Origin of the sequence: Ralstonia sp. R-29, assembly GCF_049913345.1 — a bacterium.
Taxonomy (GTDB): Bacteria; Pseudomonadota; Gammaproteobacteria; order Burkholderiales; family Burkholderiaceae; genus Ralstonia.
The window spans coordinates 2,570,173-2,594,136 of record NZ_CP184377.1; the positions used below are offsets into that span (position 1 = coordinate 2,570,173).

Genomic DNA, 23,964 nt, shown 5'->3' on the forward strand with positions numbered 1-23,964 from the left:
GCTGACAGAAAACCGCCATGCGCTTCCGCCCGCGCCGTGCCCGCGAAGAGCCGGAGATCAACCTGATCCCGCTGATCGACGTGCTGCTCGTGATCCTCATCTTCCTGATGATCACGACCACGTATTCCCGTTACACCGAACTGAAGGTCAACCTGCCCACCGCCGAGGCCGAGAAAGCCACCGAGCGCCCGGGCCAGATCGTCGTGTCCATCACCGCCAACGGCGTCTACTCGGTCGACAAGCAGGTGCTCGACACCCGTGACGTGACCAGCCTCGCCGATGCCCTGCACGCTGCGGCGGACAAGGCCGGTGGCCGCGAGCCCATCGTCATCGTCAACGCCGATGCGCAAGCCGCGCACCAGGCCGTGGTCAATGTCATGGAAGCCGCGCGCGTGGCCGGGCTGTCGCACCTGACCTTTGCTACACAAACCGGTAACGCCCGCTAAGAGACCGCTGAAAAATGATTCTGACGGCCCAGCCCCGCCTTGCCGTACCTTGTGTACTGTCTGCGTCGGGACTGAACCGTCAGAACTGCTTCGCTTCATTTTGCAACGGTCTCTAACTCACTACCCACACTGCATGCCCGTCGCCCAGCATCGCCTCGCCAGCTTCGTCACCCGCCAATGGCAGCAACGCGGCTGGTTTGCATGGGTGATGTGGCCGCTGTCGTGGGTGTTTGGCGGCGTGAGCGCGCTGCGCCGGTTGCTGTTTCGTATGGGCTGGCTGCGCTCGGTACGGCTGCCGATGCCGGTGGTCGTCATCGGCAACGTCACCGTCGGCGGTGCCGGCAAGACGCCCGCCGTGATTGCGCTGGCGTCCGCACTGGCCGAAGCCGGTCTGCGCCCGGGCATCGTCTCGCGCGGCTACGGTGCGCAACTGAAGCATCCGCGCCCCGTGCGCGAGCACTCCCGCGCAGAAGACGTTGGCGATGAACCCCTGCTCATCGCCCGCGCCACCGACTTGCCCGTGTGGGTCTTCCCCGACCGCGTGCTGTGCGCGCAGACGCTGCTGGCCTCGCATCCCGGCTGCAACGTGATCGTCTGCGACGACGGTCTGCAGCACTACCGCCTGCGCCGCGACATCGAGATCATCGTGTTCGACGCCCGCATGGGCGGCAACGGTTTCCTGCTGCCCGCCGGCCCCCTGCGCGAGCCGATGACCCGCAAGCGCGACGCCACACTCATCAACGACCCGCACTACCGCGCCACGCCGGATCGCCCGAACATCTTCGGCATGCACCTCGAATTGCAGGACGCGTACAACCTGGCCGACCCAGCGTTGCGCCGCCCGCTCGCGCAATTCGCCCGCGTGGAAGGCGAGCAATTGCTGGCTGCTGCCGGCATCGGCAACCCCGAGCGCTTCTTCGCCTCGCTGCGCGCCGCCGGGCTCAAGCCGAGCACCCTGCCGCTGCCTGACCACTACGATTTCACCGACAACCCGTTCGCCGACAGCCACGCCGAGGTGATCCTGATCACCGAAAAGGATGCCGTAAAATGCGGCCATCTCGACGACCCGCGCATCTGGGTGGTGCCGACCACACCGGTGGTCGACCCGGCACTGGTCGAACAGGTCTGCCAGCGCGTACGCGCCCTGGCCGATCGCGCCACCGCCAAAGCCGGCGCACAATAACGCCACCCCATCCGCTGTACCGGCGCGCTGCCCTGCCCTCTGAGCAGCCGCCACGGAGCCTCTACCGCCATGGACAATCGCCTGCTCGAAATCCTCGTCTGCCCGCTGTGCAAGGGCACGCTGCAACACGACCGCGCCAACAACGAACTGATCTGCCACGTCGACAAGCTGGCCTATCCGATCCGCGACGGCATCCCCGTCATGCTGGCCGATGAAGCCCGCCAGACCGTGGAAGGTACGCCGGTCGATCCGGCCTGATGCATCAAGGTTGATCACCATGTCGCACGCGCCGTTCATCGCTGTCATTCCCGCGCGGCTGGCGTCCACGCGGCTGCCCAACAAACCGCTGGCCGACATCGACGGCAAGCCGATGGTGGTGCGCGTGGCTGAACGCGCGCACCAGTCGTCTGCCGCGCGCGTGGTGGTCGCCACCGATGCCGCGTCGGTTGCCGACGCCTGTATGCAGCACCACGTCGAAGCCGTGCTCACGCGCGCCGACCACGCCTCCGGCACCGACCGCCTGGCCGAAGTCGCCACCGTGCTCGGGCTGCCCGACGACGCCATCGTCGTCAACGTGCAAGGCGATGAACCGCTGATCGCCCCGACGCTGATCGACAACGTGGCCGCCCACCTGCGCGACCACCCGGACTGCGCTATTGCCACTGCGGCCCACCCCATCCACGACCCCGCTGACGTGTTCAACCCGAACGTCGTCAAGGTCGTGCTCGATGCGGCAGACCGCGCCTTGCTGTTCTCCCGCGCGCCGTTGCCCTGGGCCCGCGACACCTGGACGCCTGCCGTGATGGCGCGTTCCGTGGTGGAACGCCCGCTGCCGGCCATGCCCATGCTGCGCCATATCGGCATCTACGCGTATCGCGCCGGTTTCCTGCGCCGCTTCCCGCAACTGGCCGCCGCACCGATCGAACAGACCGAGCAGCTCGAGCAGTTGCGCGCGATGTGGCACGGTGAGCGCATCGCCGTGCTGACCACCGATGACGCCCCCGCCGCCGGTGTCGACACGCCCGAAGACCTCGCCCGCGTGCGCGCCGCCTGGGCCGAATTGCTCGCCCAGGACGGCCCCTGAGCCCGCGATTTCTCTGAACTTTGCCGCCCCGGCGCTAAAACCCCGCCAGCGCCGTGGCATAATCGCGAAGACGTAATCGTGCAAACGACAGGTCGCATGCCTTCGCCCACGCAAGGCGAGACAGCGGCAGCAGGGAGACAAATCGAGCCATGGGGTGCTGCCGTTCGGCGGGCGCCTCTTCCATTCAGTGTCCCGGTAAGGCTGGCGTCAACTTCGCCCGCTAGGCTGCCTGTTTGCGTCGATTGTGTCGCCAGAAGCCTGCATTCAGGCGCGCATTCAGGCGTATTGGGAATCCGCCCGCTCGGACCGATTCCCAACGCGCTTCACGCTGCTTGATCGCGCGACAAGATTGAAAACTTGAGGAACTCGTCACCATGCGGTTGATTCTGTTGGGCGCGCCCGGCGCCGGCAAAGGTACGCAAGCCAAATTCATCTGCGAGAAGTTCGGTATTCCGCAGATCTCCACCGGCGACATGCTGCGCGCAGCCGTCAAGGCCGGCACCCCGCTGGGTATCGAAGCGAAAAAGGTCATGGACGCCGGCGGCCTAGTGTCGGACGACATCATCATCGGCCTGGTGAAAGACCGCCTGCAACAGCCAGACTGCAAGAACGGCTACCTGTTCGATGGTTTCCCGCGCACCATCCCGCAAGCCGAAGCCATGAAGGATGCCGCCGTGGCGATCGACTATGTGCTGGAAATCGACGTGCCGTTCGACGCCATTATCGAGCGCATGAGCGGCCGCCGCGTGCATGTGGCTTCGGGCCGCACCTACCACGTCAAGTACAACCCGCCCAAGACCGAAGGCGTGGATGACGAAACCGGCGAACCGCTGATCCAGCGCGACGACGACAAGGAAGAAACCGTGCGCAAGCGCCTGGACGTGTATGAAAACCAGACGCGTCCGCTGGTGGACTACTACTCGCAGTGGGCGGCCAACGGCAATAGCGCCGCCAAGGTAGCACCGCCGAAGTACCGCAAGATCAGCGGCGTGGGCAATGTCGACGAGATCACTGCTCGTGTGTTCGGTGCCCTGCAGGACTGAGCAAACTCCGCAACAGACCCGCTAGGAAAAATGGCGCCTCGATTATGAGGCGCCATTTTTTTTGCCCGGTCTCCGGCCGCTTCGCGCTAACATATGACGTTGACGTAAACGTCAAGTAACTCGCAGACCACACACAAGGAGACACGGCATGGAGATTCGCGACCAGGTATTCATCATCACCGGCGGTGCGTCGGGATTGGGGGCTGGTACCGCGCGCACATTGGCGGAAGCCGGCGGCAAGGTGGTGATTGCCGATCTGAACGAAGCCGCCGGCACCGCGCTGGCGCAGGAACTGGGCGGCCGCTTCGTGCGCTGTGACGTCACCTCTGAGGCCGACGGGCAAGCCGTGGTGGAGGCCGCTACATCGCTGGGCACGCTGCGTGGGCTAGTGAACTGCGCAGGCATCGCCACCGCCTCGCGCACGGTGGGCAAGACGGGGCCGCATCCGTTGGACCAGTTCGCACGCGTGATCAATATCAACCTGATCGGCACGTTCAACATGATCCGTCTGGCCGCGACGGCCATGGCCGGCAACGCGCCCAACGCCGGTGGCGAGCGCGGCGTGATCATCAACACGGCATCGGTAGCAGCGTTTGACGGGCAGATCGGCCAAGCGGCCTATGCGGCGTCCAAGGGCGGCGTGGTGGCCATGACGCTGGCGATTGCGCGTGACCTGTCGCGTGACGGCATCCGCGTAATGACGATTGCGCCGGGCATCTTCGAGACGCCGATGCTGCTGGGCATGCCGCCGGAAGTGCAGGACGCGCTGGGCAAGATGGTGCCCTTCCCGCCGCGCCTGGGTAAGCCGGCGGAGTATGCGCAACTCGCGCGCGCGATCGTCGAGAACCCGATGCTCAATGGCGAAACCATCCGCCTGGATGGCGCCATCCGCATGCAGCCGAAGTAAGCGGCGCGATCAGGCGGCCATTAGGTGGTAGGCAACGCCATCCGACGAATCATCTGCCACGCCGCCTCGGCCGCCGGCGAGAGCGATCGGTCCTGCCGGCGCGCCAGCACAATGGCGCGCGTTTCCTTGGGCGTGAGCGGCACCGCCACCAAGGGCGACGACGATGGCAGCGGCAACGACAGCGATGGCACGACACCCGCGCCGATGCCAGCCTCCACCATGCCGAACACGGCGCTGCTATGGCCCATCTCCTGCGCCACATCAGGATGCACGCCATGGCGCAGGAAGATGCGATCGATGAGCGGTCGGCTGCCTGAAGCGTGATCGAGCAGCACGACTGCGGTGCGATGCAGGTCTTTCCAGCGCACGCTGCTGCGCTGGGCGAACGGATGGTCGCGGCGACAGACCAGGCAGAACGGGTCCGTCAATACGGGCTCCGTCCATAGGCCCTCGGTATCGAGCGGCTCCACCACCACGCCAAAATCCGCCCCGCCGGTACGAATGAGTTGCAGCGTGTCGACCTGCACCGAGTCGCGCACGATCATGCGGATGTCCGGGTAGCGCGTCACGCACTCGGCCACGTACACGGGCATCAGGCGCGTCGATACGGTCGGGCTTGATGCCACCACCACCCGCCCCCGTCGTTGCTCCCCCACCTGGCGCGCTTGATGCAGCGTATCGTCCAGATCGGCAATCAGGCGATCAAGCGCGGTGGCCAGCGAGCGCCCGACCTCCGTCAGGACGACCTCGCGCGTGGTGCGGTCGAGCAGCTTGAGACCCAGTTCGCCTTCCAGCTCCGAGATCGACCGACTCACTGCGGGCTGCGTCAGCCCGATCGTGTCGCCGGCACGACTGAAGCTGTGCGCACGTGCTACCGCCAGAAACACCCGCAACTGCCGCAGCGTCACATTCATGCCACCACCGTATGAATTGATTCGATCAATGCATTTGTATTCTAGATGCCGATGCTGTGCAATAACGCCTTCCCCGCATTTTCTTCCGCTATCGCGTCATGGTGATGGCACTTGCACATGAAGATTCCGCTGCTCTCCCGCATTGATGGGTTCATCCAGGCCATGCTGGTCATGGTGCTGCTGGCCCTGTTCTTTCCCGCGCTGGGCGCAAGCGATGGCCCGCTGCATCTGGACGTCGTCACCATTCTTGGCGTATCGCTGGTGTTCTTCCTGCACGGCGCGGCGCTCTCTCGCGAGAAGATCATCGAGGGCGCGCGCAACTGGCGCCTGCACCTGTTCGTGCAGAGCTGCACCTTCATCCTGTTCCCGCTGATCGGCGCGGCGATTCTGTTTGCGTGCAAGCCGTTCATCCCCGCCGAGCTGCTGCTGGGGGTGTTCTACCTGTGCGCGCTGCCGTCCACGGTGTCGTCTTCCGTGGCGATGACGGCGATGGCCAAGGGCAACGTGCCGGCCGCCATCTTCAACGCGACCATCTCGGGGCTGATCGGCATGATCGCCACGCCGCTGCTGATGAGCTTCGTGATTCACGCGTCGGGTGCGGATCTGTCGGTGGGTAAAGCGCTGCTGGGCGTGGCCGAGCAATTGCTGCTGCCATTCGTGCTCGGTCAGTTGCTGCGCCCGGCCATTGGCGGCCTCATCAACAAGTACAAGACCATCATCAACAAGGTCGACCGCGTGGTGATCCTGCTGATTGTCTTCAACTCGTTTGCCGATTCCACGCACGCTGGCGTGTGGTCGAAGTACCCGTGGGAGACCATCGTGGCCGTGGCCATCATGAGCGGCGCGCTGCTGTTCGTGGTGCTGGGCGCGACGACGTGGCTGTCGCGGCGTGCCGGCTTTGCGCTGGCGGATGAGGTGACCGCCGTGTTCTGCGGTTCCAAGAAGAGCCTCGCCAACGGCATCCCGATGGCAAAGATTCTGTTTGCCGGTAACCCCGCGCTGGGCCTGATCGTGCTGCCCACCATGATCTACCACCAGTTGCAGTTGATCGTGTGCTCGGCGCTGGCGCGCAAGTATGCAGATCGCGTCGCACATGCCGAGGCCGATGCCAAGGTCCAGGAAGGGGCACCGGCACGACGCACGGCTTGATCAGCGTAGGGCTATCAAACGCCGGGGTTGTGAGACAGCGGCGGGTTCTTGGCGAAGTACGCGCGGATGCCGCGCAGGATGGCGTCGGCCAATTGGTTCTGGTGGCCCAGGTCGTTGAGCTTGGCCTCTTCTTCCGGGTTGGAAATGAAGGCCGTCTCGACGAGGATCGAGGGAATGTCCGGCGCCTTGAGCACCGCAAACCCGGCCTGCTCCACCTGCCCCTTGTGTAGCCGATTGATGCCACCAATCTGCTCCAGCACGGCGCGGCCGACCTTCATGCTGTCGCCGATCTGCGCGGTGGTCGACAGATCCAGCAGCACGCGCGTGACCTGCGCATCCTTGGAGCCGAGGTTCGCGCCACCGATCATGTCCGCCGCGTTTTCCTTGTTGGCGAGCCACTTGGCTTGCGCGCTCGACGCCCCTCGATCGGACAGCACGAACACCGAGGCACCACGCGCTTCTGGGGTGACAAACGCATCGGCGTGAATGGAGACGAACAAATCAGCCTGCACGCGCCGCGCCTTCTGCACACGCACGCCCAGCGGGACGAAGTAGTCTGAATCGCGCGTCATCATGGCGCGCATGTTGGGCTGAGCGTCGATCTTGGCCTTGAGCATGCGGGCGATCGACAGCACCACGTCCTTCTCGTGCGTGCCAGCACCGCCCGTGGCGCCCGGGTCTTCGCCGCCATGACCGGGGTCGATGGCGACCGTCAGCAGCCGGCGCATGCGCGGGCCACCGGATGGCGTGCGCGACACAGGCGGCTCGGGCACGACGTCCAGCGGCGGGGTATTCGGCGCGTTGGCGAGCGTCGAGGGTGGATTCGCTGACGTGGTCGGCGGCGTCTTGCGTGGTGGCGTGCGGTTGGCGAGCGTTGGGCGCGACTCCGCTGTCGTTGCCGTTGCAGGCGGCGCGGCGGGGCTCGACGCACTGCTGTCACGGCGGGCCAATGCGGCGATCGGGTCGTCGTCTTCCGCCGGTGTCGGCATCGGCGTGCCACCCGAGGCCGCAAAGCGCTGCTGCTTGCCTTCGGTGGCCTGCACGAGCTGCATCAGCGGGTCGGGCGGATTGGTCGGATACAGATCAAACACGAGCCGGTTGCGATAACCCGCAATCGGCAGCAGCGTGAACACCTGCGGGTTGACGCTCTCCTTCAGATCAAACACCAAGCGCACCACGCTGGGCCGGTTCTGGCCCACCCGCACCTGACGGATGTACGGATCATTCGGCGTGATCTTGGCGACCAACTCGCGCAGCGTCGGGTTCAGCTCCAGCCCATCGATGTCGACCATCAAGCGGTCCGGATCGGTGATGAGCTGGTGCGTGGCCTTGAGCGCGACATCGGATTCGATGGTCACGCGCGTGTAGTCCTCGGCCGGCCACACACGCACCGCCACGATGTTGGCGCCGCGCGCAAGCTGCGGGCCGGCCAGGCTCAGGATGACGGTGCCCGCGCCGGCTTTTGCCATGCGCGCGAGCCATTGCCGGCGCGCCTGGCTCGGCAGGTTGGGATCATCCGGTTGGTCGGTCGGCAAATGCTTGATCAGCATGGGGCAGCGGTTACAGCGACTGTAGAAGTTGAAGGCCGGTCTGCGTGTGGGCACTCAGATGCGCAAGACGCGGTGCATGCTCAACGCCGTCATCGTAGGTTTCGTGCACAACGTCGACCGATAAAGCGACATGCAGGTCGGGCGTGCCGAGCAACGCCTGGGCCTTCTCCGGCCACTCGACCAGGCACAGCGCGGGTTCGGCAAAGCAATCGCGGAAGCCCGCATCGGTCCATTCTTCCGGATCGGCAAAACGGTACAGGTCAAAGTGATAGACCTTCTGCGTGCCAGTGGTTCCAGCAACCTCGTAGGGTTCGACCAACGTATAGGTCGGGCTGCGCACGCGGCCGGAATGGCCGAAGCCACGCAGGATGGCGCGCGAAAGCGTGGTCTTGCCCGCGCCCAGATCGCCCGAGAGTTGCACCTGCACGGGCCGCGGACCCAGCGCCAGCACGGCCTGCGCAAGCGCCGCGCCAAAGGCCGACGTGGCCGCCTCGTCGCCGAGCGTCACGGTGCGCTCGGCGAGCGGCGGGGTCAAAACAGAGGGCATGGCAGGCGAATGAGAGCAGGGAGCACGGTGGGCATTGCGTACAATTTGGGCATGTCCGCCACCCCCACGTCCTCACTCGAAACGAACCTGGATGCGCGCTTGCCAGCCGATGAAGCCGGCATGCTCGCGCTGGTGGCGCAGATCCGCTCCTGGGGTGCCGAACTCGGTTTCGATGCCATCCGCATCGCCGATGTCGACCTCTCGCACGCGGAAGAAGGGCTCCAGACGTGGCTTGCGCAGGGGTTTCACGGTGACATGGATTATATGGCGAACCATGGCATGCTCCGCGCGCGCCCGGCCGAACTTGTTGCCGGAACGGTACGCGCCATCGTCGCGCGGATGCCGTATCTGCCACATGGCACGGGGGCGCAACCTGCGGGCGGTGACTGGCGCGCCATCGAGTGGGACCGCCTGCGCCGCCCGGAAGACGCCACCATCTCGCTCTATGCGCGTGGCCGGGACTATCACAAGGTCTTGCGCCAGCGCTTGCAGAAGCTCGCAGAGAAGATTGCCGGTGTCGCGGGGCCGTACGGCTTTCGCGTGTTCACCGATTCCGCGCCGGTGCTGGAAGTGGCGCTCGCCACCAACGGCGGCCTGGGCTGGCGCGGCAAACATACGCTGCTGCTTGATCGCGATGCCGGCTCGATGTTCTTCCTCGGCGAAATCCTGATCGACCTGGCCCTGCCCGTGGACCCGCCCGTGGAGCCGCACTGCGGCAACTGCACACGCTGCATCGACGTGTGCCCCACGCAGGCCATCGTCGCGCCGTATGTGGTGGACGCGCGCCGTTGCATCTCGTACCTCACCATCGAACACAAGGGCAGCATCCCCGTCGAGTTGCGGGCTGCGATGGGCAACCACGTCTACGGCTGCGACGACTGCCAGCTCATCTGCCCGTGGAACAAGTTTGCGGTGCCGGCCAATCTGCCGGACTTCGATGTACGCAATGGGTTGGATGCTGCTTCCCTGATCGAGTTGTTCAACTGGACCGAAGCGGAATTCAACCAGCGGCTTGAAGGCAGCCCAATCCGCCGTATCGGGCATGAACGCTGGCTGCGCAACCTGGCAGTGGCCCTGGGCAATGCGCTGCGCGGGCCGTTGCCTGAACCAGCTCGCACACAAGTCACCGCTGCCTTGCAGACGCGGGCAGAAGACGCTTCTGAACTCGTGCGGGAGCACGTGGTTTGGGCACTGGCGACCTGACAGTGCCACTCCATCCTTTGCCGTTTTAATGCCTGCGCGGCAAACCCAATCGCAAATGTTTTAAAAGCCAGACAATGTCGCGCTTAACACAAATGCCGGATTCCACTGTTAACGCGTGTTGACGCAAACCTTGATACCACGCGGTATGCAAACGGTTTCGCATCCGGGCAGATACCAATTGTTTGCAGATAAAACATCGACAAAATAGAGGCTGTTCAAAAACCCTCCACTTCGATGTTCTCCGCTCTTGCTGATTTCCGCCGCGCACTGCTTTCTGTGGTGCGTGCCCGCGCTTCTGGTCGCCTACCTCTCGTGCGACGCGCGTGGCGCAACGGCGTGATGGGGGCTGCGCTGTGCGCGGCGAGCATGGCACCGGCATGGGCCACGGTGAGCATCGAGGGCGTGCCATTCGACGATGCCGCCCGCGTGGCTGGCCGCGAGCTGCTGCTCAACGGCACGGGGCTGCGCGCGGTGTTCGTCATCAAGGGCTACGTGGCAGGGCTGTACCTGCCTGAGCGCGCCAAGAACGCCGCGGTCATCCTCGGCATGAAGGGGCCGAAGCGGTTGCAGATCCATCCGCTGCGCGACGTGGGCGCCGACACCTTCATCCGCGCACTGAACGATGGCATCCATCGCAATCAGACCGAAATCCAGATGCAAAAGCTGGCCGACCGTCTGACGCAACTGGAAGACGCGATGCGCCAGATCGGCTCGACCAAGCGTGGTGACACCATCAACTTCGACTACGCGCCCGAAGCCGGCACCACCATCAGTATCAACGGCGTGGCACGCGCCAAGCCCATCCCTGGCGAAGATTTCTACCAGGCCGTGCTCAGCATCTTCATCGGCAATTACCCCGTCGACCGCGATCTGAAGAGCGGATTGCTCGGCACCTGAGCATTCTCCCGACAGAGCCCGGCGCCGGCGGCATGCTAGATTCTCGGGATCGTTTTTCCGCGCCGGACTCTGTCATGCCCTCCCCGTTTGATGCCGTTCTCGCCGCGCCCTTCGGCAAGCTGGGCGTGCGCGTGGCCGGTGGCGCCCTGCGTGAGCTCGTCTACCTGCCGGAGAGCACGCCCACCATCGATTCGTCGGACGCGTTGATCGCCAAGCTGGCCCGCCAACTCGATGCGTACTACGGCAACGCCAGGGCCACGTTCGACATCCCGCTCGCGCCCGCCGGCACGGACTTCCAGCACCGCGTGTGGAACGCCATCCGCGCCATCCCGTGCGGCAGCGTCATCACCTACGGCACCATCGCCCGCCAGATCGGCAGCGTGCCGCGCGCGGTGGGGCAGGCGTGCGGCGACAATTGGTTTCCGATCCTCATCCCCTGCCACCGCGTGGTGAGCGCATCGGGCATCGGCGGATTCGCACACCACACCGATGGCTACCTGATGAACATCAAGCACTGGCTGCTGCGCCACGAAGGCGTGATGCTGATATGAGAAAGGCTGCACTGAAAGACGCCGACGCCCCCGCCCTGCCCCCGCAAAGCGCAGACGCCATCCAGCGCTTCTGCGACGCACTGTGGTTGGAGGACGGCCTCGCCCGCAACACGCTCGATGCGTACCGACGCGACCTGACGCTCTACGCGCACTGGCTGGCCGAGCGCAACAAGTCCATCGCTGAAACCGAAGACGGCGACCTCGCCGATTACTTCGCCGCACGCCATGCCGAGAGCCGCGCCTCGACCGCCAACCGGCGTCGCACCGTGTTCAAGCGCTTCTTCGTGTGGGCGATGCGCGAACACGTGGTGACCACTGATCCGTCGCGCCTGCTGCCCACGGCCAAGCAACCGCCGCGCTATCCGAAGACGCTGTCCGAAGCGCAGGTCGAGGCGCTCATCAACGCCCCCGATGTCGACACGCCACTCGGCCTACGCGACCGCGCCATGATCGAGCTGATGTATGCGAGCGGCTTGCGCGTGTCGGAGATCGTTGGATTGAAGACGGTGGAAGTCGGCCTGAACGAAGGCGTGGTGCGCGTGATCGGCGGCAAGGGCGGCAAGGATCGGCTGGTGCCGTTCGGCGCCGAGGCGGGCGACTGGCTGCGGCGCTATCTGCGTGATGGCCGCACCGCGCTCTTGGGCGAGCGCACGGCTGACGCCCTGTTCGTCACCGCGCGCGGCGACGGCATGACGCGCCAGGCGTTCTGGTACCTCATCAAACGCTACGCGTTGCTCGCCGACATTCACGCACCGCTCTCTCCGCACACGCTGCGGCACGCGTTCGCTACGCATCTGCTCAACCACGGCGCAGACTTGCGCGTGGTGCAGATGCTGCTCGGCCACGCCGATATTTCCACCACGCAGATCTACACCCATGTCGCGCGCGAGCGCCTGCGCACGCTGCATGCGCAGCACCATCCGCGCGGATAGCGTTGTTTCCTTTTGCCCATGAGCAAGTCCAAACACGTTTCTGAAACGCCCGCCACGCAGTTCCTCAAGGCGCACGGCGTCGCCTTTACCGAACACACCTACGACTATGTCGACAAGGGTGGCACGACCGAATCGTCGCGCCAGCTCGGTGTGAACGAGCACGCCGTCATCAAGACGCTGGTGATGGAAGACGAGCACGCCAAGCCGCTGATCGTGCTGATGCATGGCGATTGCTCGGTCTCCACCAAGAACCTCGCGCGCCAGACCGGCCGCAAAAGCGTGCAGCCGTGCAAGCCCGAGGTGGCGCAGCGGCACAGCGGTTACCTGGTCGGCGGCACGTCGCCGTTTGGCGTGCGCAAGGCGATGCCGGTGTATGTGGAAGCGACCGTGCTGGAGCTGGAGCGCATCTACATCAATGGCGGGCGGCGCGGCTTTCTGGTGAGCATTGCGCCCAGCGTGCTGACCACGGTGCTGAACGCGCAGCCCGTCCACTGTGCAAACCCCGATTGAAACGGCCCCGGCGGCTGGGGCACCCTTAGGCACCCTACCCGCCCACGCTACAATCGCGCAGCCTGATTTCACAGAACCGCTATGTCCCCTGTCGTCGCAACCGTCATTTTTGCCGTGGCCGCTTACCTGATCGGCTCCGTCTCGTTTGCCGTGGTCGTGAGCCGCATCATGGGCTTGGCAGACCCGCGCACCTACGGCTCGGGCAACCCCGGCGCCACCAACGTGCTGCGCTCGGGCAACAAGAAGGCGGCCATCCTCACGTTGCTGGGTGATGCCGCTAAGGGCTGGCTGGCGGTGTGGCTGGCGCAACTGCTGGCACCGCGCTTTGGCGTGGATGAGGTTGGCATTGCGCTGGTGGTGACCGCCGTGTTCCTCGGCCACCTGTATCCGGTGTTCCACCGCTTTGCCGGTGGCAAGGGCGTAGCGACCGCGGCCGGCATTCTGCTGGCGCTGAACGTGTGGCTGGGGCTGGCGACGCTGGCCACCTGGATCATCATCGCCGTGTTCTTCCGCTACTCGTCGCTCGCGGCGCTGGTGTCGGCGGTGTTCGCGCCGTTCTTCTACGTGCTGATGTTCAGCTTCGACTGGATTGCCGGTGCGGTTGCGCTGATGGCCGTGCTGCTGATCGCACGCCACCGCGCCAATATCGCCAAGCTGCTCGCCGGCAAGGAAAGCCGCATCGGCGAGAAAAAGAAAGCCGCTTAATTGCGCAACTCGGCGCGCACCGAATGCGCGCGCCGATGTTCCCCCGGCGGCAGCCCAGTATGCCGCCGCATCAACCGCCGGAAGGCGGACATGTCCTGATAGCCGCACTGCTCGGCAATCGCCGTCAGGCTCAGCATGCTAACTTCCAGCAGGTGACACGCGCGCTCCACGCGCAGCCGGTGCAGCAATTGCAACGGCGACATCCCCACCGTCTTCGTGAAATGCCGCAGCAGCGTGCGCTCGCTGGTGGAAGCGGCGGCGGCGAGCTTCCCCAGATCAAACGGTTCGTGCAGATGCTGCTGCAGGTAGCGCCGCGCGCGCAGCACCACGCTGTCGCGAATGGCCGGCTTGCTGCGCAGCCAGATGCCGATGGCCTCGCCGCGTGACGGGTGATCAAGCACCGCATTGCCCAACGTGCGCGCGAGCTTGGCATCCGCCAGCCGCCCCACCACGCGGTGCATGAGCGCCACGCCGTGCTCCATCGCCCGCGCGGTAATCACGTTGCCACTGCTGACGATGGCTTGCGCCGGCACCACCTTCAACTGCGGGAAATTGCCCTGCACCCAGCCAGCAATCAGCCACGTCACCGTCAGCCGTTGGCCGGGCGGCAGCACATCGGCCAGCATGGCCACACCCGTGAATGACGAGGCGACCAACCGCCCCGCCTCCAGATAGCGGCGGATCGTGGTGCGCTCCGCCTCCAGCAGCGCCAGGCGCTGTTCCATCGTGCCGATGTGGTCGAAATGCAGCGGCGGCACGATCAGCGCATCACCGAGTTCCGCATCGTGCGCCGGCAGTGCCTCGCAGCGGCAGACCAGCGTTTCAGCGGCGGCCTGCCAACGCGCCGGATCCCGCGCGACGAGTCGCCAGCCGAACACCGACATCTTGGCGATGTCGGCGCGCTTGCTGGCTTGCATGGAGGCCAACGCATTCGCCGCGCCCAGCGTGTCGGCGGCGGTGGCGAGCGCGGAAAAACCGGCGTCGGGAAAGGTCAGCAGGTCGATGTTTGGCATGCCGCAGTATAGGCATGGGCACCAATCCACGTGGCGGGATTAACCCCAACTCTGGCGGGAATACCTCTTTCAGTTCAGACCCGTCCGATTGAGGATGCGACGGTGGCTGCGCACAGACGCGGCCCCATCACAGAACAACGATCAGGAGACGACGCACGATGCAGCAATTCACGCAGGGATTCGCACTGCGCGGCACGCTCGCCATGGCCGCGCTTGCGGCATTGGCCGGTTGCGCAAGCACCGACAGTGGCTGGGCCACGCCTTCGGACACCGGCCTCTCGGCCGAGATCAGCCGCACCCGCTTCGGCATTCCGCACGTCCGCGCCAACGACTACGCCAGCCTCGGCTTCGGCATGGCCTATGCCTATGCGCAGGACAACGTCTGCCTGCTGGCTGATCAGGTGGTCACCGTCAACGGTGAGCGTTCGAAGACGTTCGGGCCGGAAGGCACCGTCACCGTGTCGTTCAAGCCGATCCCGAACACGCAATCCGATGCGTTCTTCAAAAGCGCGTTCGACGAGGCGGGCCTGCGAGCAGGCTACGCACAGATGTCGCCCGAAGCGCGCGAACTGCTGCGCGGCTACATCGCCGGCTACAACCGCTATCTGAAGGACACGCCGGCCGCCAATCGCCCCGCCGCCTGCCGCAACGCCGCCTGGGTGCGGCCGCTTACGCTGGCCGACATGATGCGGATGGGCGAAGAGAAGGCCATCCAGGCCAGCGCAGGCGCCATGTTGGCGAGCATCGTTGCTGCACAGCCGCCGGGCGGTGCGCCGGTGTCGAAGGCTGTTCCGAAGATCGCGCCGCATGCCGTCGATACCGCCGCGCTCGACCGCGACCTGCAACTGCGCGACATGCCGATCGGCTCCAACGGCTGGGCCTTCGGCAAAGCCGCCACCGACAACGGCCGCGGCGTGCTGCTCGGCAACCCGCACTTTCCGTGGACGACCACCAACCGCTTCTACCAAGTCCACGTGACCGTGCCCGGCAAGCTGGACGTGATGGGCGCATCAATTGCCGCCTTCCCCGTCGTCAGCATCGGCTTCAACAAGGACGTGGCGTGGACGCACACCGTCTCCACTGGCCGCCGCTTCACGCTGTTCGAGCTGAAGCTGGCCGAGGGCGACCCGACCACCTACCTCATCGACGGCAAGCCGCACAAGATGACCACGCGCACCGTGGCGTTTGACGTGAAGCTGCCCGACGGCCGCATCGAGCGCCGCACGCACACCTTCTACAACACCGTGTACGGCCCCGTGCTGTCGATGCCCGCAGGCGGCATGCCGTGGACCTCGCAGAAGGCCTACACGCTGCGCGACGTCAACCGCAACAACACGCGCTCCATCGACACGTGGCTGCACATTGCGCAGGCGAAGGACGTGGCGGGTATCCGCCAGGCGATCGGCAACCTCGGCATCCCCTGGGTCAACACGATTGCCACCGACCGCAACGGCCGCGCGCTGTTTGCGGATGTGTCCACCACGCCGGATGTTTCCGCCGATGCGCTCAAGCGCTGCGCCCCCTCGCCACTGGCGGACAAGCTGTTCCACGGCGTGGGGCTGGTGCTGCTCGACGGCTCGCGCAGCGCGTGCGACTGGCAGGTCGATCCGGCATCGCCCGTGCCCGGTCTGGTGGCGCCCGCCCGCATGCCGGTGCTGGAGCGCGATGACTACGTCGCCAACAGCAACGACAGCTCCTGGCTGACCAACCCGGCGCAGAAGCTGACCGGCTTCTCGCCGGTGATGGGCTCGATCGACGTGCCGCAGCGCCTGCGCACCCGCATCGGCATCATCGAGATCGAACGCCGCTTGAACGGCACCGACGGCCTGCCGGGCAACAAGGTCAACCTGCCGAACCTGCAGGCGATGATCTTCCGCGATGCCAACCTCGCCGGCCACCTCGTGCGCGACGATCTGCTGGCCGCGTGCAAAGCCACGCCCAACGTCGATGCTGATGTGCGCGACGGCTGCGCAGCGCTCGCGCAATGGAACCTCACCAGCAACGTCGACGCCCGCGCCGGCCACCTGTTCCGCGAGTTCTGGATGCGCGCCAAGGACATCCCGCATGTCTACGCCGTCGACTTCAACCCGGTTGAGCCGATCTACACGCCGCGCGGCTTGCGCATGAGCGATGCCACCGTGCGCACGGCTGTGTTCAAAGCGCTGAAGGACGCCGTGGGCGCGGTACGCACCGCCGGCTTTGCGCTGGATGCCCCGTTGGGTACCGTGCAGGCGGCACACGCACTTGGCGGCGACATCGCCCTGCACGGCGGCGAGGAGTACGAAGGCGTGCTCAACAAGCTGCAAAGCACGCCGATCGGGCCGAAGGGGCTGCAGGTGTACTTCGGCACCAGCTACATCCAGACCGTCACGTTTGACGACCAGGGCCCGGTGGCCGACGCGCTGCTCACCTACGGGGAATCGAGCGACCCGGCCTCGCCGCATGCGTTCGACCAGATGCGTGAGTTCTCGGCCAAGCGCTGGAACCGGCTGCCGTTCTCGCAAGCCGCCATTGCTGCCGATCCGGAGTTGAAGGTGACCAAGCTGTCGCAGTAAATCGGTCCGCGCCAATGCAAACGCCCCGCTCGTGCGGGGCGTTTTGCTTGGAACAACCGGTGGCCGGCCGATCAGTCGCGGAAGTTGTTGAAATCCAGCGGCGTGTCGCTCACGTCCTTGCGCAGCATGGCGATCACGCTTTGCAGGTCGTCGCGCTTGGCGCCGGTCACGCGCACCGCGTCACCCTGGATGCTGGCCTGGACCTTGATCTTGCTGTCCTTGATCGTCTTGACGATCTTCTTGGCCAGGTCGCCCGACACGCCCTTCTTGATCTTGACGACCTGCTTCATCTTGTCGCCGCCGATCTTTTGCTTGTCCTGGTAGTCCAGGAAGCGCACGTCGACGTTGCGCTTGGCGAGCTTGTTCATCAGCACGTCGTTCACCTGACCGATTTTGAAATCATCGTCGGCAAACAGCGTCAGTTCCTGCTCCTTGTGCTCGACGCGCGAGTCCGAGCCCTTGAAGTCGAATCGCGTCGAAATCTCTTTGTTGGCCTGTTCCACGGCGTTCTTCACTTCCACCATGTTGGCTTCGCATACCACGTCAAACGACGGCATCGTGTTCTCCTTGCAGACTTGAATTCGGGTTGCTGCGGCAGCTTCCTGCGGGTGCCGCGTGCGCCATGGCTTCTATAATCCGGGCTTTCCCAGAAGATTTGGCGCCATGGCGTTGCTCGACACGCATTATCCCCTAGGCCGGCACAACACGTTCCGTTTTGAGGCCACCGCGCGCTATGCGGCACACGTGCGCACGCCGGAGGACATTCCCGCCGCGCTGGCCGACCCGCGCGTACGAGATCAACCCGGCCTGCCCGTGCTGGTGCTGGGCGGCGGCAGCAACGTCGTGCTCACGCGTGACTTTGACGGCCTCGTCCTGCTGATGGAGATCCCGGGCATCACCACCGGCCGGGCGACGATCGATGGCCGCGAGGTCCACACCGTCACCGCCGGCGGCGGTGAGGCGTGGCACGGCCTTGTCGCGCATACCGTCGCCAATGGCTTGCCTGGGCTGGAAAACCTGGCACTGATCCCCGGTACCGTCGGCGCGGCGCCCATCCAAAACATCGGCGCGTACGGCGTGGAGATCAAAGACCGCTTCCAGTCGCTACGCGCCTACGACCGCCATGCCGGCGAGTTCGTCACCCTCACCGCCGCCGACTGCGCCTTCGGCTACCGCGACAGCCTCTTCAAGCGCGCCGGCGCCGATCGCTACATCATCACCGAGGTGACGTTCGCCCTGCCCGTCGACTGGCAGCCCAACACGCACTACGCAGAACTCGCGCGCGAGCTGGCCGCACAGAACATCGCCACACCGACGGCGCAGAACATCTTCGACGCGGTGGTCACCATCCGCCGCCGCAAGCTGCCCGACCCGGCTGAGATCGGCAACGCGGGCAGCTTCTTCAAGAACCCCATCGTCGATGCCGCCACGCGCGATGCGCTGGCCGAGCGTTTCCCGAATCTGGTGGGTTATGTGCAGCCGGATGGCACGTACAAGCTGGCCGCCGGCTGGCTGATCGACCAATGCGGCTTCAAGGGCCGCCAGAGTGGCGCGGTGGGCGTCTATGAAAAGCAGGCGCTGGTGCTGGTGCACCGAGGCGGCGGCAGTGCCGTGCAGTTGATGACGCTGGCGCGCGAGATTCAGGACGCGGTCCATGCGCGCTTTGGCGTGCGCATCGAACCGGAACCCGTCGTCATCTGATCGCTTAAATCTCCTCGCCGCGCAGGTATTCCTTCTGGATGTCGACGGTGCCCTGCTTGCCGACATCGTCGAAATGCTTGCGCAGCCACGCCTTGCCCTCGTGCCGGCCGCGCTCCTTGAGCATGGTCAGGAAGCTCCAGTCCGTCACCAGCTTGGTCGATGACGATAGATCGCCCAGCGGCTTGTCGGCGCGGATGGCGTGCAGGTAGATGTATTTCAGGCGATCGCGGTATTCGGGCTTGAGCCAGTCCTCCGCAATCAGCTTCTGCACGAAGGCGATGGCGCGCATCTCGCGCAGCAAGGACGCGTTGAAGGTGATCTCGTTCAGGCGCTCCATCACCTCGTGCGGCTGGTCGGGCACCTCCTTGCGCACGATCGGGTTCACGTGCACGAGCAGGATGTCCTGCGTCTTGGTCTCGTAGAAGAACGGGAACAGCACCGGGTTACCCATGTAGCCGCCGTCCCAGTAGTGGTGGCGGTGGATCTCGATGGCCGGGTACAGGTATGGCAGGCAGGCGGAGGCGAGCACGGTTTCGGCATCGATCTCGGGCGTGTTGAACACGCGCACGTTGCCGGTGTTGACGTCGGTGGCCGCCAGGAACAACTTGGTGCTTTCGCAGGCGCGCAGCCGGTCGAAATCGACGTGCTGGGCGAGCAGATCGCGCAGCGGGTTGTAGTGGGCGCCCTGGGCGGTGGCGCTGATCCAGTTATCCCATAGGCGCATCCAGTCCGTCACCGGCCAGCTATCGGGAAACAGCGGCTTGCCGGAAAACAACGTCTTGGCGTTCTCGCCCATCGCCGAGAGCGGCGAGCCGGCCGTCGACACCGCCAACCAGAACGCATGCAGCTTCTCGCGTGCCCGCTCGGGGCCGCCTTCGAGCAGGCCGTCGAGCATCACCACCGCGTTCATTGAACCGGCACTGGTGCCCGTGATGCCTTCATACGACAGTCGCCCGTCTTCGAGCAGCGCGTCGAGCACACCCCAGGTGAATGCCCCATGCGCGCCGCCGCCCTGCAGCGCGAGGTTGATGTGCTTGCCGTCCAGCTTCCGCATGCTTTTTCCCCCAGATTCAGGCGCCCCCGTGGCGCTGGCCGGATCATGCCCTAAAATGGCGGATTCGACCCCAGACCACGGCTTTTTGCATTCCGCCTTTTCACTCCATGACCACCGAAACCTTTGACGGCGTCCGCCTCACCACCAAGGCCAATGTGTACTTTGACGGCAAGTGCGTCAGCCACAGCTTTACCCTGCCCGACGGCACCAAGAAGTCCGTGGGCGTGGTGCTGCCGGCCACGCTGACGTTCGGCACGGGCGCCGCCGAAATCATGGAATGCGTGGGCGGCTCCTGCGAATACAAGCTCGACGGTACCGACGAGTGGAAAACCTCCGCCGCCGGTGAAAGCTTCCACGTCCCGGCCAACTCGAAGTTCGATATCCGCGTGACCGAGGCGTATCACTACATCTGCCACTACGCCTAACCGTCAGCCGCCAGCGATCATTTGAAGAGAAAGACTATGGAAACCATCCTGCAACACGTTCCCGTCGGCCAGAAGGTCGGCATTGCCTTCTCCGGCGGCCTCGACACCAGTGCGGCCCTGCGCTGGATGAAGAACAAGGGTGCCCTGCCCTATGCCTACACCGCCAATCTCGGCCAGCCCGACGAGGAAGACTACGATGCCATCCCGCGCAAGGCGATGGAGTACGGCGCAGAGAAGGCCCGCCTGATCGACTGCCGCCCGCAGCTGGCCAATGAAGGCATCGCCGCCATCCAGGCCGGCGCCTTCCACATCAGCACTGGCGGCATCACCTACTTCAACACCACGCCGCTGGGCCGCGCCGTGACCGGCACCATGTTGGTCGCCGCCATGAAGGAAGACGACGTCAACATCTGGGGTGACGGCTCGACCTTCAAGGGCAACGACATCGAGCGCTTCTACCGCTACGGCCTGCTGACCAACCCGGCGCTGAAGATCTACAAGCCCTGGCTGGACCAGACCTTCATCGACGAGCTGGGTGGCCGCGCTGAAATGTCCGCCTTCATGACCAAGGAAGGTTTCGGCTACAAGATGAGCGCCGAAAAGGCCTACTCGACCGACAGCAACATGCTGGGCGCCACCCACGAGGCCAAGGATCTGGAGCATCTGAACAGCGGCATCCGCATCGTCAACCCGATCATGGGCGTGGCGTTCTGGAAGCCGGAAGTCGAAGTGAAGGCCGAGGAAGTGTCGGTCACCTTCGACGAAGGCCGCCCGGTCGCCGTCAACGGCAAGGAAATCGCCGATCCGGTCGAGATGTTCCTGGAGCTGAACTGCATCGGCGGCCGCCACGGCCTGGGCATGAGCGACCAGATCGAAAACCGCATCATCGAAGCCAAGAGCCGCGGCATCTACGAAGCCCCGGGCATGGCGCTGCTGCACATCGCCTACGAGCGCCTGGTCACCGGCATCCACAACGAAGACACCATCGAGCAGTACCGCATCAACGGCCTGCGCCTGGGCCGTCTGCTGTACCAAGGCCGCTGGTTCGACCCGCAAGCCATCATGCTGCGCGAAACTGCCCAGCGCTGGGTGGCCCGCGCCGTGACCGGCACCGTGACGCTGGAACTGCGCCGCGGCAACGACTACTCGATCCTGAACACCGAGTCGGCCAACCTGACGTATGCGCCTGAGCGCCTGTCGATGGAAAAGGTCGAAGACGCACCGTTCAGCCCGGCTGACCGCATCGGCCAGTTGACCATGCGCAACCTGGACCTGATGGACACGCGCGACAAGCTGGCCATCTACTCCAAGGCCGGCCTGCTGTCGCTGGGCACCAGCAACGCACTGCCTCAGCTCGACGGCGGCAAGAAGTAACTGCCTGCCGCTTCAAAGCAAAAAAGCCGCTCCGACGTCAATCGGAGCGGCCTTTTTATATGGCTTCAGCTCAGTAGCGGCTTAGTACCGCCCGCAGAGCAGGTATTCCATCAGCGCCTTCTGCACGTGCAGGCGGTTTTCCGCCTCATCCCACACCACGCTTTGCTTGCCGTCGATGACGGCCGCTTCGACTTCCTCGCCGCGGTGTGCCGGCAGGCAGTGCATGAACAGCGCATCGGGTTGCGCACGCTGCATCATCGCCTCGGTGACCATCCAGTCGCCAAAGGCCTTCTTGCGGGCTTCGTTCTCGGCTTCGTAGCCCATGCTGGTCCACACGTCGGTGGTCACCAAGTGGGCACCGTCGCAAGCCTCGAGCGGGCTTTCGAACACGTGCACGAACGGCAGGCTGGAATCGGCCACCATGGCCGGATCCAACTGATAGCCCTTCGGCGCGGAGAAATGGAAGCGGAAGCCGAGAATCTCGGCCGCCTGGATCCACGTGTACGCCATGTTGTTGGCATCGCCCACCCAGGTGACAGTCTTGCCCTTGATCGGGCCGCGGTGCTCGATAAAGGTGAAGATGTCGGCCAGCACCTGACACGGGTGGTATTCGTTGGTCAGCCCGTTGATGACCGGCACGCGCGAATGCGCGGCAAAGCGCTCGATGATCTCCTGCCCGAAGGTGCGGATCATGATGATGTCGGTCATGCGGGAGATGACCTGGGCCGCGTCTTCAATCGGCTCACCGCGCCCCAGCTGTGAATCGCGCGTGTTGAGGAAGACCGCGTGGCCGCCGAGCTGGTGGATGCCGGCTTCGAACGACAGGCGCGTTCGCGTGGAATTCTTCTCAAAGATCATGGCCAGCGTGCGGTCGTGCAGCGGGTGCCACGTCTCGTAGTTCTTGAACTTGGCCTTGAGGATCTTGGAACGGTCCAGCAGGTACTCGTACTCTTCCAGCGAAAAGTCCTTGAACTGCAGATAGTGCTTGATCGAGCTTGGTGGGTTCATAAAACAACGAAGGCGGCCCGCAGATGACGCACCGGAAACATCCCGTGGCACGTCGCCCTAGCCGCCTTGTCTGTTGAAGATTCAGTCCATCATACGGGATCGCCACTCATTTGGCGAGTTCCGCACCCTGGCGGCCCCGCTGCCACACCGACCCCGCCGAGGCACCGGTGAAAGGCCGATGAAAGTCTTATATAAGATATAATACTGGCTGCTCTGGATGCCCCGATCCCCCGCAAACTGGCACGACAAGTCGGCCCGTCGGGTTCATGAATCGGCAACCGGGCAAGCGCATCATCCGCACCACAAGTGCACCCCGTTCGAACGTTGCGGCACCCGCTCGGTCGAAGTCGTTTGCAAATCTCCACAGCCCCACGCAGTCCATGGCCGCCAACCCCCGCCAATTCTTCATTCAGGGTGTCACCCGCGACGGAAAGACCTTCCGCCCGAGCGACTGGGCCGATCGGCTGTGCGGTGTCATGGCGCAGTTCCGCCCCGCCGGTGATACCGGGGACCCGCGCTTCACCTACTCCCCTTACGTGCGCCCCGTCATGTCGGGCGGCATCCGCAGCGTGTTCGTCGATGAGCGCCTGCGCGAGATCGAACCCAAGGCGTTGGACTTCGTCCTGAACTTCGCGCACGACAACAATCTGCAACTCGTAGAAGCCTGCATCCTGCCGGAAGGCGGCGCCTCCGCAAAAAGCTGAAACACACGACCCCCGCGCGCTGAACCGATGACGATATCGGCGCGCAGAATGCAAAAAGCCCGTCCGAAGACGGGCTTTTTTATCGTCGGAGCGCAACGTTACGTGTCGCGCCATGCCGGCTAGGCCGGCATCACCCGAACTTAGGCAGCCATTGCCTTGATGGCAGCGGACAGACGCGACTTAGCGCGTGCAGCCTTGTTCTTGTGGACGATCTTCTTGTCAGCGATGCTGTCGATCGTGCTTTGAGCCGTCTTGAAAGCAGCAGCAGCAGCGGTCTTGTCGCCAGCGGCCACAGCCTTGCGGACGCCCTTGATTGCGGTACGCAGACGCGAGCGCAGAGCCGAGTTGTGAGCGTTCTGAACGACGGCTTGGCGTGCGCGCTTGCGTGCTTGTGCGGTGTTTGCCATGGAAAAATCCCTGAAGAAACGGTAGCAAGCGCCCCGGGAGACACGGAAGGCCGAAGCGCGCAAATTGGTGAAAGACGGCAATTATACGCAGACTTCCGCACT

Annotated in this window: 26 protein-coding genes; 18 read left to right on the forward strand and 8 right to left on the reverse strand. The window is 64.8% G+C overall.

Annotated elements, in window-relative coordinates; translation table 11 throughout:
- Positions 1-17 precede the first annotated feature (17 nt).
- The 6 genes from ACN9M1_RS12135 to ACN9M1_RS12160 all read left to right on the forward strand — a co-directional run bounded on the left by ACN9M1_RS12135 (position 18) and on the right by ACN9M1_RS12160 (position 4,663).
- Complete coding sequence (locus tag ACN9M1_RS12135) at positions 18-446, forward strand: ExbD/TolR family protein (RefSeq protein WP_426394668.1); 429 nt, start codon at positions 18-20, stop codon at positions 444-446.
- Between the two features lie 133 nt (positions 447-579).
- Positions 580-1,629, forward strand: a complete 1,050-nt coding sequence (gene lpxK, locus ACN9M1_RS12140) for a tetraacyldisaccharide 4'-kinase (protein WP_426394670.1) — start codon at positions 580-582, stop codon at positions 1,627-1,629.
- 69 nt (positions 1,630-1,698) lie between these two features.
- A complete protein-coding gene (locus ACN9M1_RS12145; protein WP_004631803.1) occupies positions 1,699-1,887 on the forward strand; it encodes a Trm112 family protein in 189 nt (62 codons plus the stop codon).
- Between the two features lie 19 nt (positions 1,888-1,906).
- Positions 1,907-2,713, forward strand: coding sequence for a 3-deoxy-manno-octulosonate cytidylyltransferase (gene kdsB, locus ACN9M1_RS12150; RefSeq protein ID WP_426394673.1), 807 nt, complete (start codon positions 1,907-1,909; stop codon positions 2,711-2,713).
- 374 nt (positions 2,714-3,087) lie between these two features.
- Positions 3,088-3,756 carry an adenylate kinase gene (gene adk / locus ACN9M1_RS12155; protein ID WP_027680670.1) on the forward strand — a complete coding sequence of 223 codons (669 nt, stop codon included), beginning with the start codon at positions 3,088-3,090 and terminating at the stop codon, positions 3,754-3,756.
- Positions 3,757-3,904: 148 nt separating this feature from the next.
- On the forward strand, positions 3,905-4,663 hold the full coding sequence (locus ACN9M1_RS12160; RefSeq protein ID WP_426394675.1) for a 3-hydroxyacyl-CoA dehydrogenase: 759 nt from the start codon (positions 3,905-3,907) through the stop codon (positions 4,661-4,663).
- Positions 4,664-4,683: 20 nt separating this feature from the next.
- On the opposite strand, the gene ACN9M1_RS12165 is transcribed toward ACN9M1_RS12160, so the two are convergent.
- A complete protein-coding gene (locus ACN9M1_RS12165) occupies positions 4,684-5,577 on the reverse strand; it encodes a LysR substrate-binding domain-containing protein (RefSeq protein WP_426394677.1) in 894 nt (297 codons plus the stop codon).
- A 117-nt stretch (positions 5,578-5,694) separates the two neighbouring features.
- Between ACN9M1_RS12165 and ACN9M1_RS12170 the strand changes: the two genes are divergently transcribed.
- Positions 5,695-6,726: a bile acid:sodium symporter family protein gene (locus ACN9M1_RS12170; protein ID WP_426394679.1), complete on the forward strand. Its 1,032-nt coding sequence runs from the start codon at positions 5,695-5,697 to the stop codon at positions 6,724-6,726.
- Positions 6,727-6,740: 14 nt separating this feature from the next.
- Here ACN9M1_RS12170 and ACN9M1_RS12175 read toward each other — a convergent pair whose 3' ends face one another.
- The gene (locus ACN9M1_RS12175; protein WP_426394681.1) at positions 6,741-8,276 is read right to left on the reverse strand and encodes an N-acetylmuramoyl-L-alanine amidase; all 1,536 of its coding nucleotides are present in this window, start codon (positions 8,274-8,276) and stop codon (positions 6,741-6,743) included.
- A 10-nt stretch (positions 8,277-8,286) separates the two neighbouring features.
- Complete coding sequence (gene tsaE, locus ACN9M1_RS12180; RefSeq protein WP_426394683.1) at positions 8,287-8,823, reverse strand: tRNA (adenosine(37)-N6)-threonylcarbamoyltransferase complex ATPase subunit type 1 TsaE; 537 nt, start codon at positions 8,821-8,823, stop codon at positions 8,287-8,289.
- A gap of 51 nt (positions 8,824-8,874) precedes the next feature.
- On the opposite strand from tsaE, the gene queG reads away from it, so the two are divergent.
- The 6 genes from queG (at position 8,875) to plsY (ending at position 13,621) form a co-directional block, all read left to right on the forward strand.
- Complete coding sequence (gene queG / locus ACN9M1_RS12185) at positions 8,875-10,026, forward strand: tRNA epoxyqueuosine(34) reductase QueG (protein ID WP_426394685.1); 1,152 nt, start codon at positions 8,875-8,877, stop codon at positions 10,024-10,026.
- A 234-nt stretch (positions 10,027-10,260) separates the two neighbouring features.
- Positions 10,261-10,923 carry a chalcone isomerase family protein gene (locus ACN9M1_RS12190; protein ID WP_426394687.1) on the forward strand — a complete coding sequence of 221 codons (663 nt, stop codon included), beginning with the start codon at positions 10,261-10,263 and terminating at the stop codon, positions 10,921-10,923.
- A 74-nt stretch (positions 10,924-10,997) separates the two neighbouring features.
- Positions 10,998-11,474, forward strand: a complete 477-nt coding sequence (locus ACN9M1_RS12195) for a methylated-DNA--[protein]-cysteine S-methyltransferase (protein WP_426394689.1) — start codon at positions 10,998-11,000, stop codon at positions 11,472-11,474.
- The gene (gene xerD / locus ACN9M1_RS12200; RefSeq protein WP_426394691.1) at positions 11,471-12,406 is read left to right on the forward strand and encodes a site-specific tyrosine recombinase XerD; all 936 of its coding nucleotides are present in this window, start codon (positions 11,471-11,473) and stop codon (positions 12,404-12,406) included. The genes ACN9M1_RS12195 and xerD overlap by 4 nt, the downstream gene beginning before the upstream one ends.
- A gap of 18 nt (positions 12,407-12,424) precedes the next feature.
- Positions 12,425-12,916, forward strand: coding sequence for a Cys-tRNA(Pro) deacylase (ybaK, locus tag ACN9M1_RS12205; RefSeq protein WP_426394693.1), 492 nt, complete (start codon positions 12,425-12,427; stop codon positions 12,914-12,916).
- Between the two features lie 81 nt (positions 12,917-12,997).
- Entirely contained in the window at positions 12,998-13,621 is a 624-nt protein-coding gene (plsY, locus tag ACN9M1_RS12210) for a glycerol-3-phosphate 1-O-acyltransferase PlsY (RefSeq protein ID WP_426394695.1), read from the forward strand.
- On the opposite strand, the gene ACN9M1_RS12215 is transcribed toward plsY, so the two are convergent.
- Complete coding sequence (locus tag ACN9M1_RS12215) at positions 13,618-14,634, reverse strand: GlxA family transcriptional regulator (RefSeq protein ID WP_426394697.1); 1,017 nt, start codon at positions 14,632-14,634, stop codon at positions 13,618-13,620. The two genes, plsY and ACN9M1_RS12215, sit on opposite strands and share 4 nt — an antisense overlap.
- A gap of 158 nt (positions 14,635-14,792) precedes the next feature.
- Between ACN9M1_RS12215 and ACN9M1_RS12220 the strand changes: the two genes are divergently transcribed.
- Positions 14,793-17,189 carry an acylase gene (locus ACN9M1_RS12220; protein WP_426394698.1) on the forward strand — a complete coding sequence of 799 codons (2,397 nt, stop codon included), beginning with the start codon at positions 14,793-14,795 and terminating at the stop codon, positions 17,187-17,189.
- A gap of 71 nt (positions 17,190-17,260) precedes the next feature.
- Here the strand turns inward: ACN9M1_RS12220 and ACN9M1_RS12225 are convergent, their stop codons facing one another.
- Complete coding sequence (locus ACN9M1_RS12225; RefSeq protein ID WP_009241389.1) at positions 17,261-17,746, reverse strand: YajQ family cyclic di-GMP-binding protein; 486 nt, start codon at positions 17,744-17,746, stop codon at positions 17,261-17,263.
- Between the two features lie 106 nt (positions 17,747-17,852).
- On the opposite strand from ACN9M1_RS12225, the gene murB reads away from it, so the two are divergent.
- Entirely contained in the window at positions 17,853-18,890 is a 1,038-nt protein-coding gene (gene murB, locus ACN9M1_RS12230) for a UDP-N-acetylmuramate dehydrogenase (RefSeq protein ID WP_426394701.1), read from the forward strand.
- A 4-nt stretch (positions 18,891-18,894) separates the two neighbouring features.
- On the opposite strand, the gene ACN9M1_RS12235 is transcribed toward murB, so the two are convergent.
- Entirely contained in the window at positions 18,895-19,944 is a 1,050-nt protein-coding gene (locus ACN9M1_RS12235) for a patatin-like phospholipase family protein (RefSeq protein WP_426394702.1), read from the reverse strand.
- A 107-nt stretch (positions 19,945-20,051) separates the two neighbouring features.
- On the opposite strand from ACN9M1_RS12235, the gene ACN9M1_RS12240 reads away from it, so the two are divergent.
- Together ACN9M1_RS12240 and argG are read left to right on the forward strand one after the other, a co-directional pair.
- A complete protein-coding gene (locus ACN9M1_RS12240; protein ID WP_426394703.1) occupies positions 20,052-20,369 on the forward strand; it encodes a pyrimidine/purine nucleoside phosphorylase in 318 nt (105 codons plus the stop codon).
- A 36-nt stretch (positions 20,370-20,405) separates the two neighbouring features.
- Complete coding sequence (gene argG / locus ACN9M1_RS12245; RefSeq protein ID WP_426394705.1) at positions 20,406-21,743, forward strand: argininosuccinate synthase; 1,338 nt, start codon at positions 20,406-20,408, stop codon at positions 21,741-21,743.
- An 81-nt stretch (positions 21,744-21,824) separates the two neighbouring features.
- Here argG and argF read toward each other — a convergent pair whose 3' ends face one another.
- Positions 21,825-22,751, reverse strand: a complete 927-nt coding sequence (gene argF / locus ACN9M1_RS12250; protein WP_426394706.1) for an ornithine carbamoyltransferase — start codon at positions 22,749-22,751, stop codon at positions 21,825-21,827.
- A 380-nt stretch (positions 22,752-23,131) separates the two neighbouring features.
- Here argF and ACN9M1_RS12255 point away from each other — a divergent pair, with 380 nt between their 5' ends.
- On the forward strand, positions 23,132-23,455 hold the full coding sequence (locus ACN9M1_RS12255; protein WP_426394708.1) for a DUF3579 domain-containing protein: 324 nt from the start codon (positions 23,132-23,134) through the stop codon (positions 23,453-23,455).
- A 140-nt stretch (positions 23,456-23,595) separates the two neighbouring features.
- Here ACN9M1_RS12255 and rpsT read toward each other — a convergent pair whose 3' ends face one another.
- Entirely contained in the window at positions 23,596-23,862 is a 267-nt protein-coding gene (rpsT, locus tag ACN9M1_RS12260; protein ID WP_004631753.1) for a 30S ribosomal protein S20, read from the reverse strand.
- Between the last annotated feature and the right edge of the window lie 102 nt (positions 23,863-23,964).

Coding starts and splice junctions, on each gene's coding strand:
- ACN9M1_RS12135 (WP_426394668.1), top strand. CDS start 18: ATGCGCTTCCGCCCGCGCCGTGCCCGCGAAGAGCCGGAGATCAACCTG.
- lpxK (WP_426394670.1), top strand. CDS start 580: ATGCCCGTCGCCCAGCATCGCCTCGCCAGCTTCGTCACCCGCCAATGG.
- ACN9M1_RS12145 (WP_004631803.1), top strand. CDS start 1,699: ATGGACAATCGCCTGCTCGAAATCCTCGTCTGCCCGCTGTGCAAGGGC.
- kdsB (WP_426394673.1), top strand. CDS start 1,907: ATGTCGCACGCGCCGTTCATCGCTGTCATTCCCGCGCGGCTGGCGTCC.
- adk (WP_027680670.1), top strand. CDS start 3,088: ATGCGGTTGATTCTGTTGGGCGCGCCCGGCGCCGGCAAAGGTACGCAA.
- ACN9M1_RS12160 (WP_426394675.1), top strand. CDS start 3,905: ATGGAGATTCGCGACCAGGTATTCATCATCACCGGCGGTGCGTCGGGA.
- ACN9M1_RS12165 (WP_426394677.1), bottom strand. CDS start 5,577: ATGAATGTGACGCTGCGGCAGTTGCGGGTGTTTCTGGCGGTAGCACGT.
- ACN9M1_RS12170 (WP_426394679.1), top strand. CDS start 5,695: ATGAAGATTCCGCTGCTCTCCCGCATTGATGGGTTCATCCAGGCCATG.
- ACN9M1_RS12175 (WP_426394681.1), bottom strand. CDS start 8,276: ATGCTGATCAAGCATTTGCCGACCGACCAACCGGATGATCCCAACCTG.
- tsaE (WP_426394683.1), bottom strand. CDS start 8,823: ATGCCCTCTGTTTTGACCCCGCCGCTCGCCGAGCGCACCGTGACGCTC.
- queG (WP_426394685.1), top strand. CDS start 8,875: ATGTCCGCCACCCCCACGTCCTCACTCGAAACGAACCTGGATGCGCGC.
- ACN9M1_RS12190 (WP_426394687.1), top strand. CDS start 10,261: ATGTTCTCCGCTCTTGCTGATTTCCGCCGCGCACTGCTTTCTGTGGTG.
- ACN9M1_RS12195 (WP_426394689.1), top strand. CDS start 10,998: ATGCCCTCCCCGTTTGATGCCGTTCTCGCCGCGCCCTTCGGCAAGCTG.
- xerD (WP_426394691.1), top strand. CDS start 11,471: ATGAGAAAGGCTGCACTGAAAGACGCCGACGCCCCCGCCCTGCCCCCG.
- ybaK (WP_426394693.1), top strand. CDS start 12,425: ATGAGCAAGTCCAAACACGTTTCTGAAACGCCCGCCACGCAGTTCCTC.
- plsY (WP_426394695.1), top strand. CDS start 12,998: ATGTCCCCTGTCGTCGCAACCGTCATTTTTGCCGTGGCCGCTTACCTG.
- ACN9M1_RS12215 (WP_426394697.1), bottom strand. CDS start 14,634: ATGCCAAACATCGACCTGCTGACCTTTCCCGACGCCGGTTTTTCCGCG.
- ACN9M1_RS12220 (WP_426394698.1), top strand. CDS start 14,793: ATGCAGCAATTCACGCAGGGATTCGCACTGCGCGGCACGCTCGCCATG.
- ACN9M1_RS12225 (WP_009241389.1), bottom strand. CDS start 17,746: ATGCCGTCGTTTGACGTGGTATGCGAAGCCAACATGGTGGAAGTGAAG.
- murB (WP_426394701.1), top strand. CDS start 17,853: ATGGCGTTGCTCGACACGCATTATCCCCTAGGCCGGCACAACACGTTC.
- ACN9M1_RS12235 (WP_426394702.1), bottom strand. CDS start 19,944: ATGCGGAAGCTGGACGGCAAGCACATCAACCTCGCGCTGCAGGGCGGC.
- ACN9M1_RS12240 (WP_426394703.1), top strand. CDS start 20,052: ATGACCACCGAAACCTTTGACGGCGTCCGCCTCACCACCAAGGCCAAT.
- argG (WP_426394705.1), top strand. CDS start 20,406: ATGGAAACCATCCTGCAACACGTTCCCGTCGGCCAGAAGGTCGGCATT.
- argF (WP_426394706.1), bottom strand. CDS start 22,751: ATGAACCCACCAAGCTCGATCAAGCACTATCTGCAGTTCAAGGACTTT.
- ACN9M1_RS12255 (WP_426394708.1), top strand. CDS start 23,132: ATGGCCGCCAACCCCCGCCAATTCTTCATTCAGGGTGTCACCCGCGAC.
- rpsT (WP_004631753.1), bottom strand. CDS start 23,862: ATGGCAAACACCGCACAAGCACGCAAGCGCGCACGCCAAGCCGTCGTT.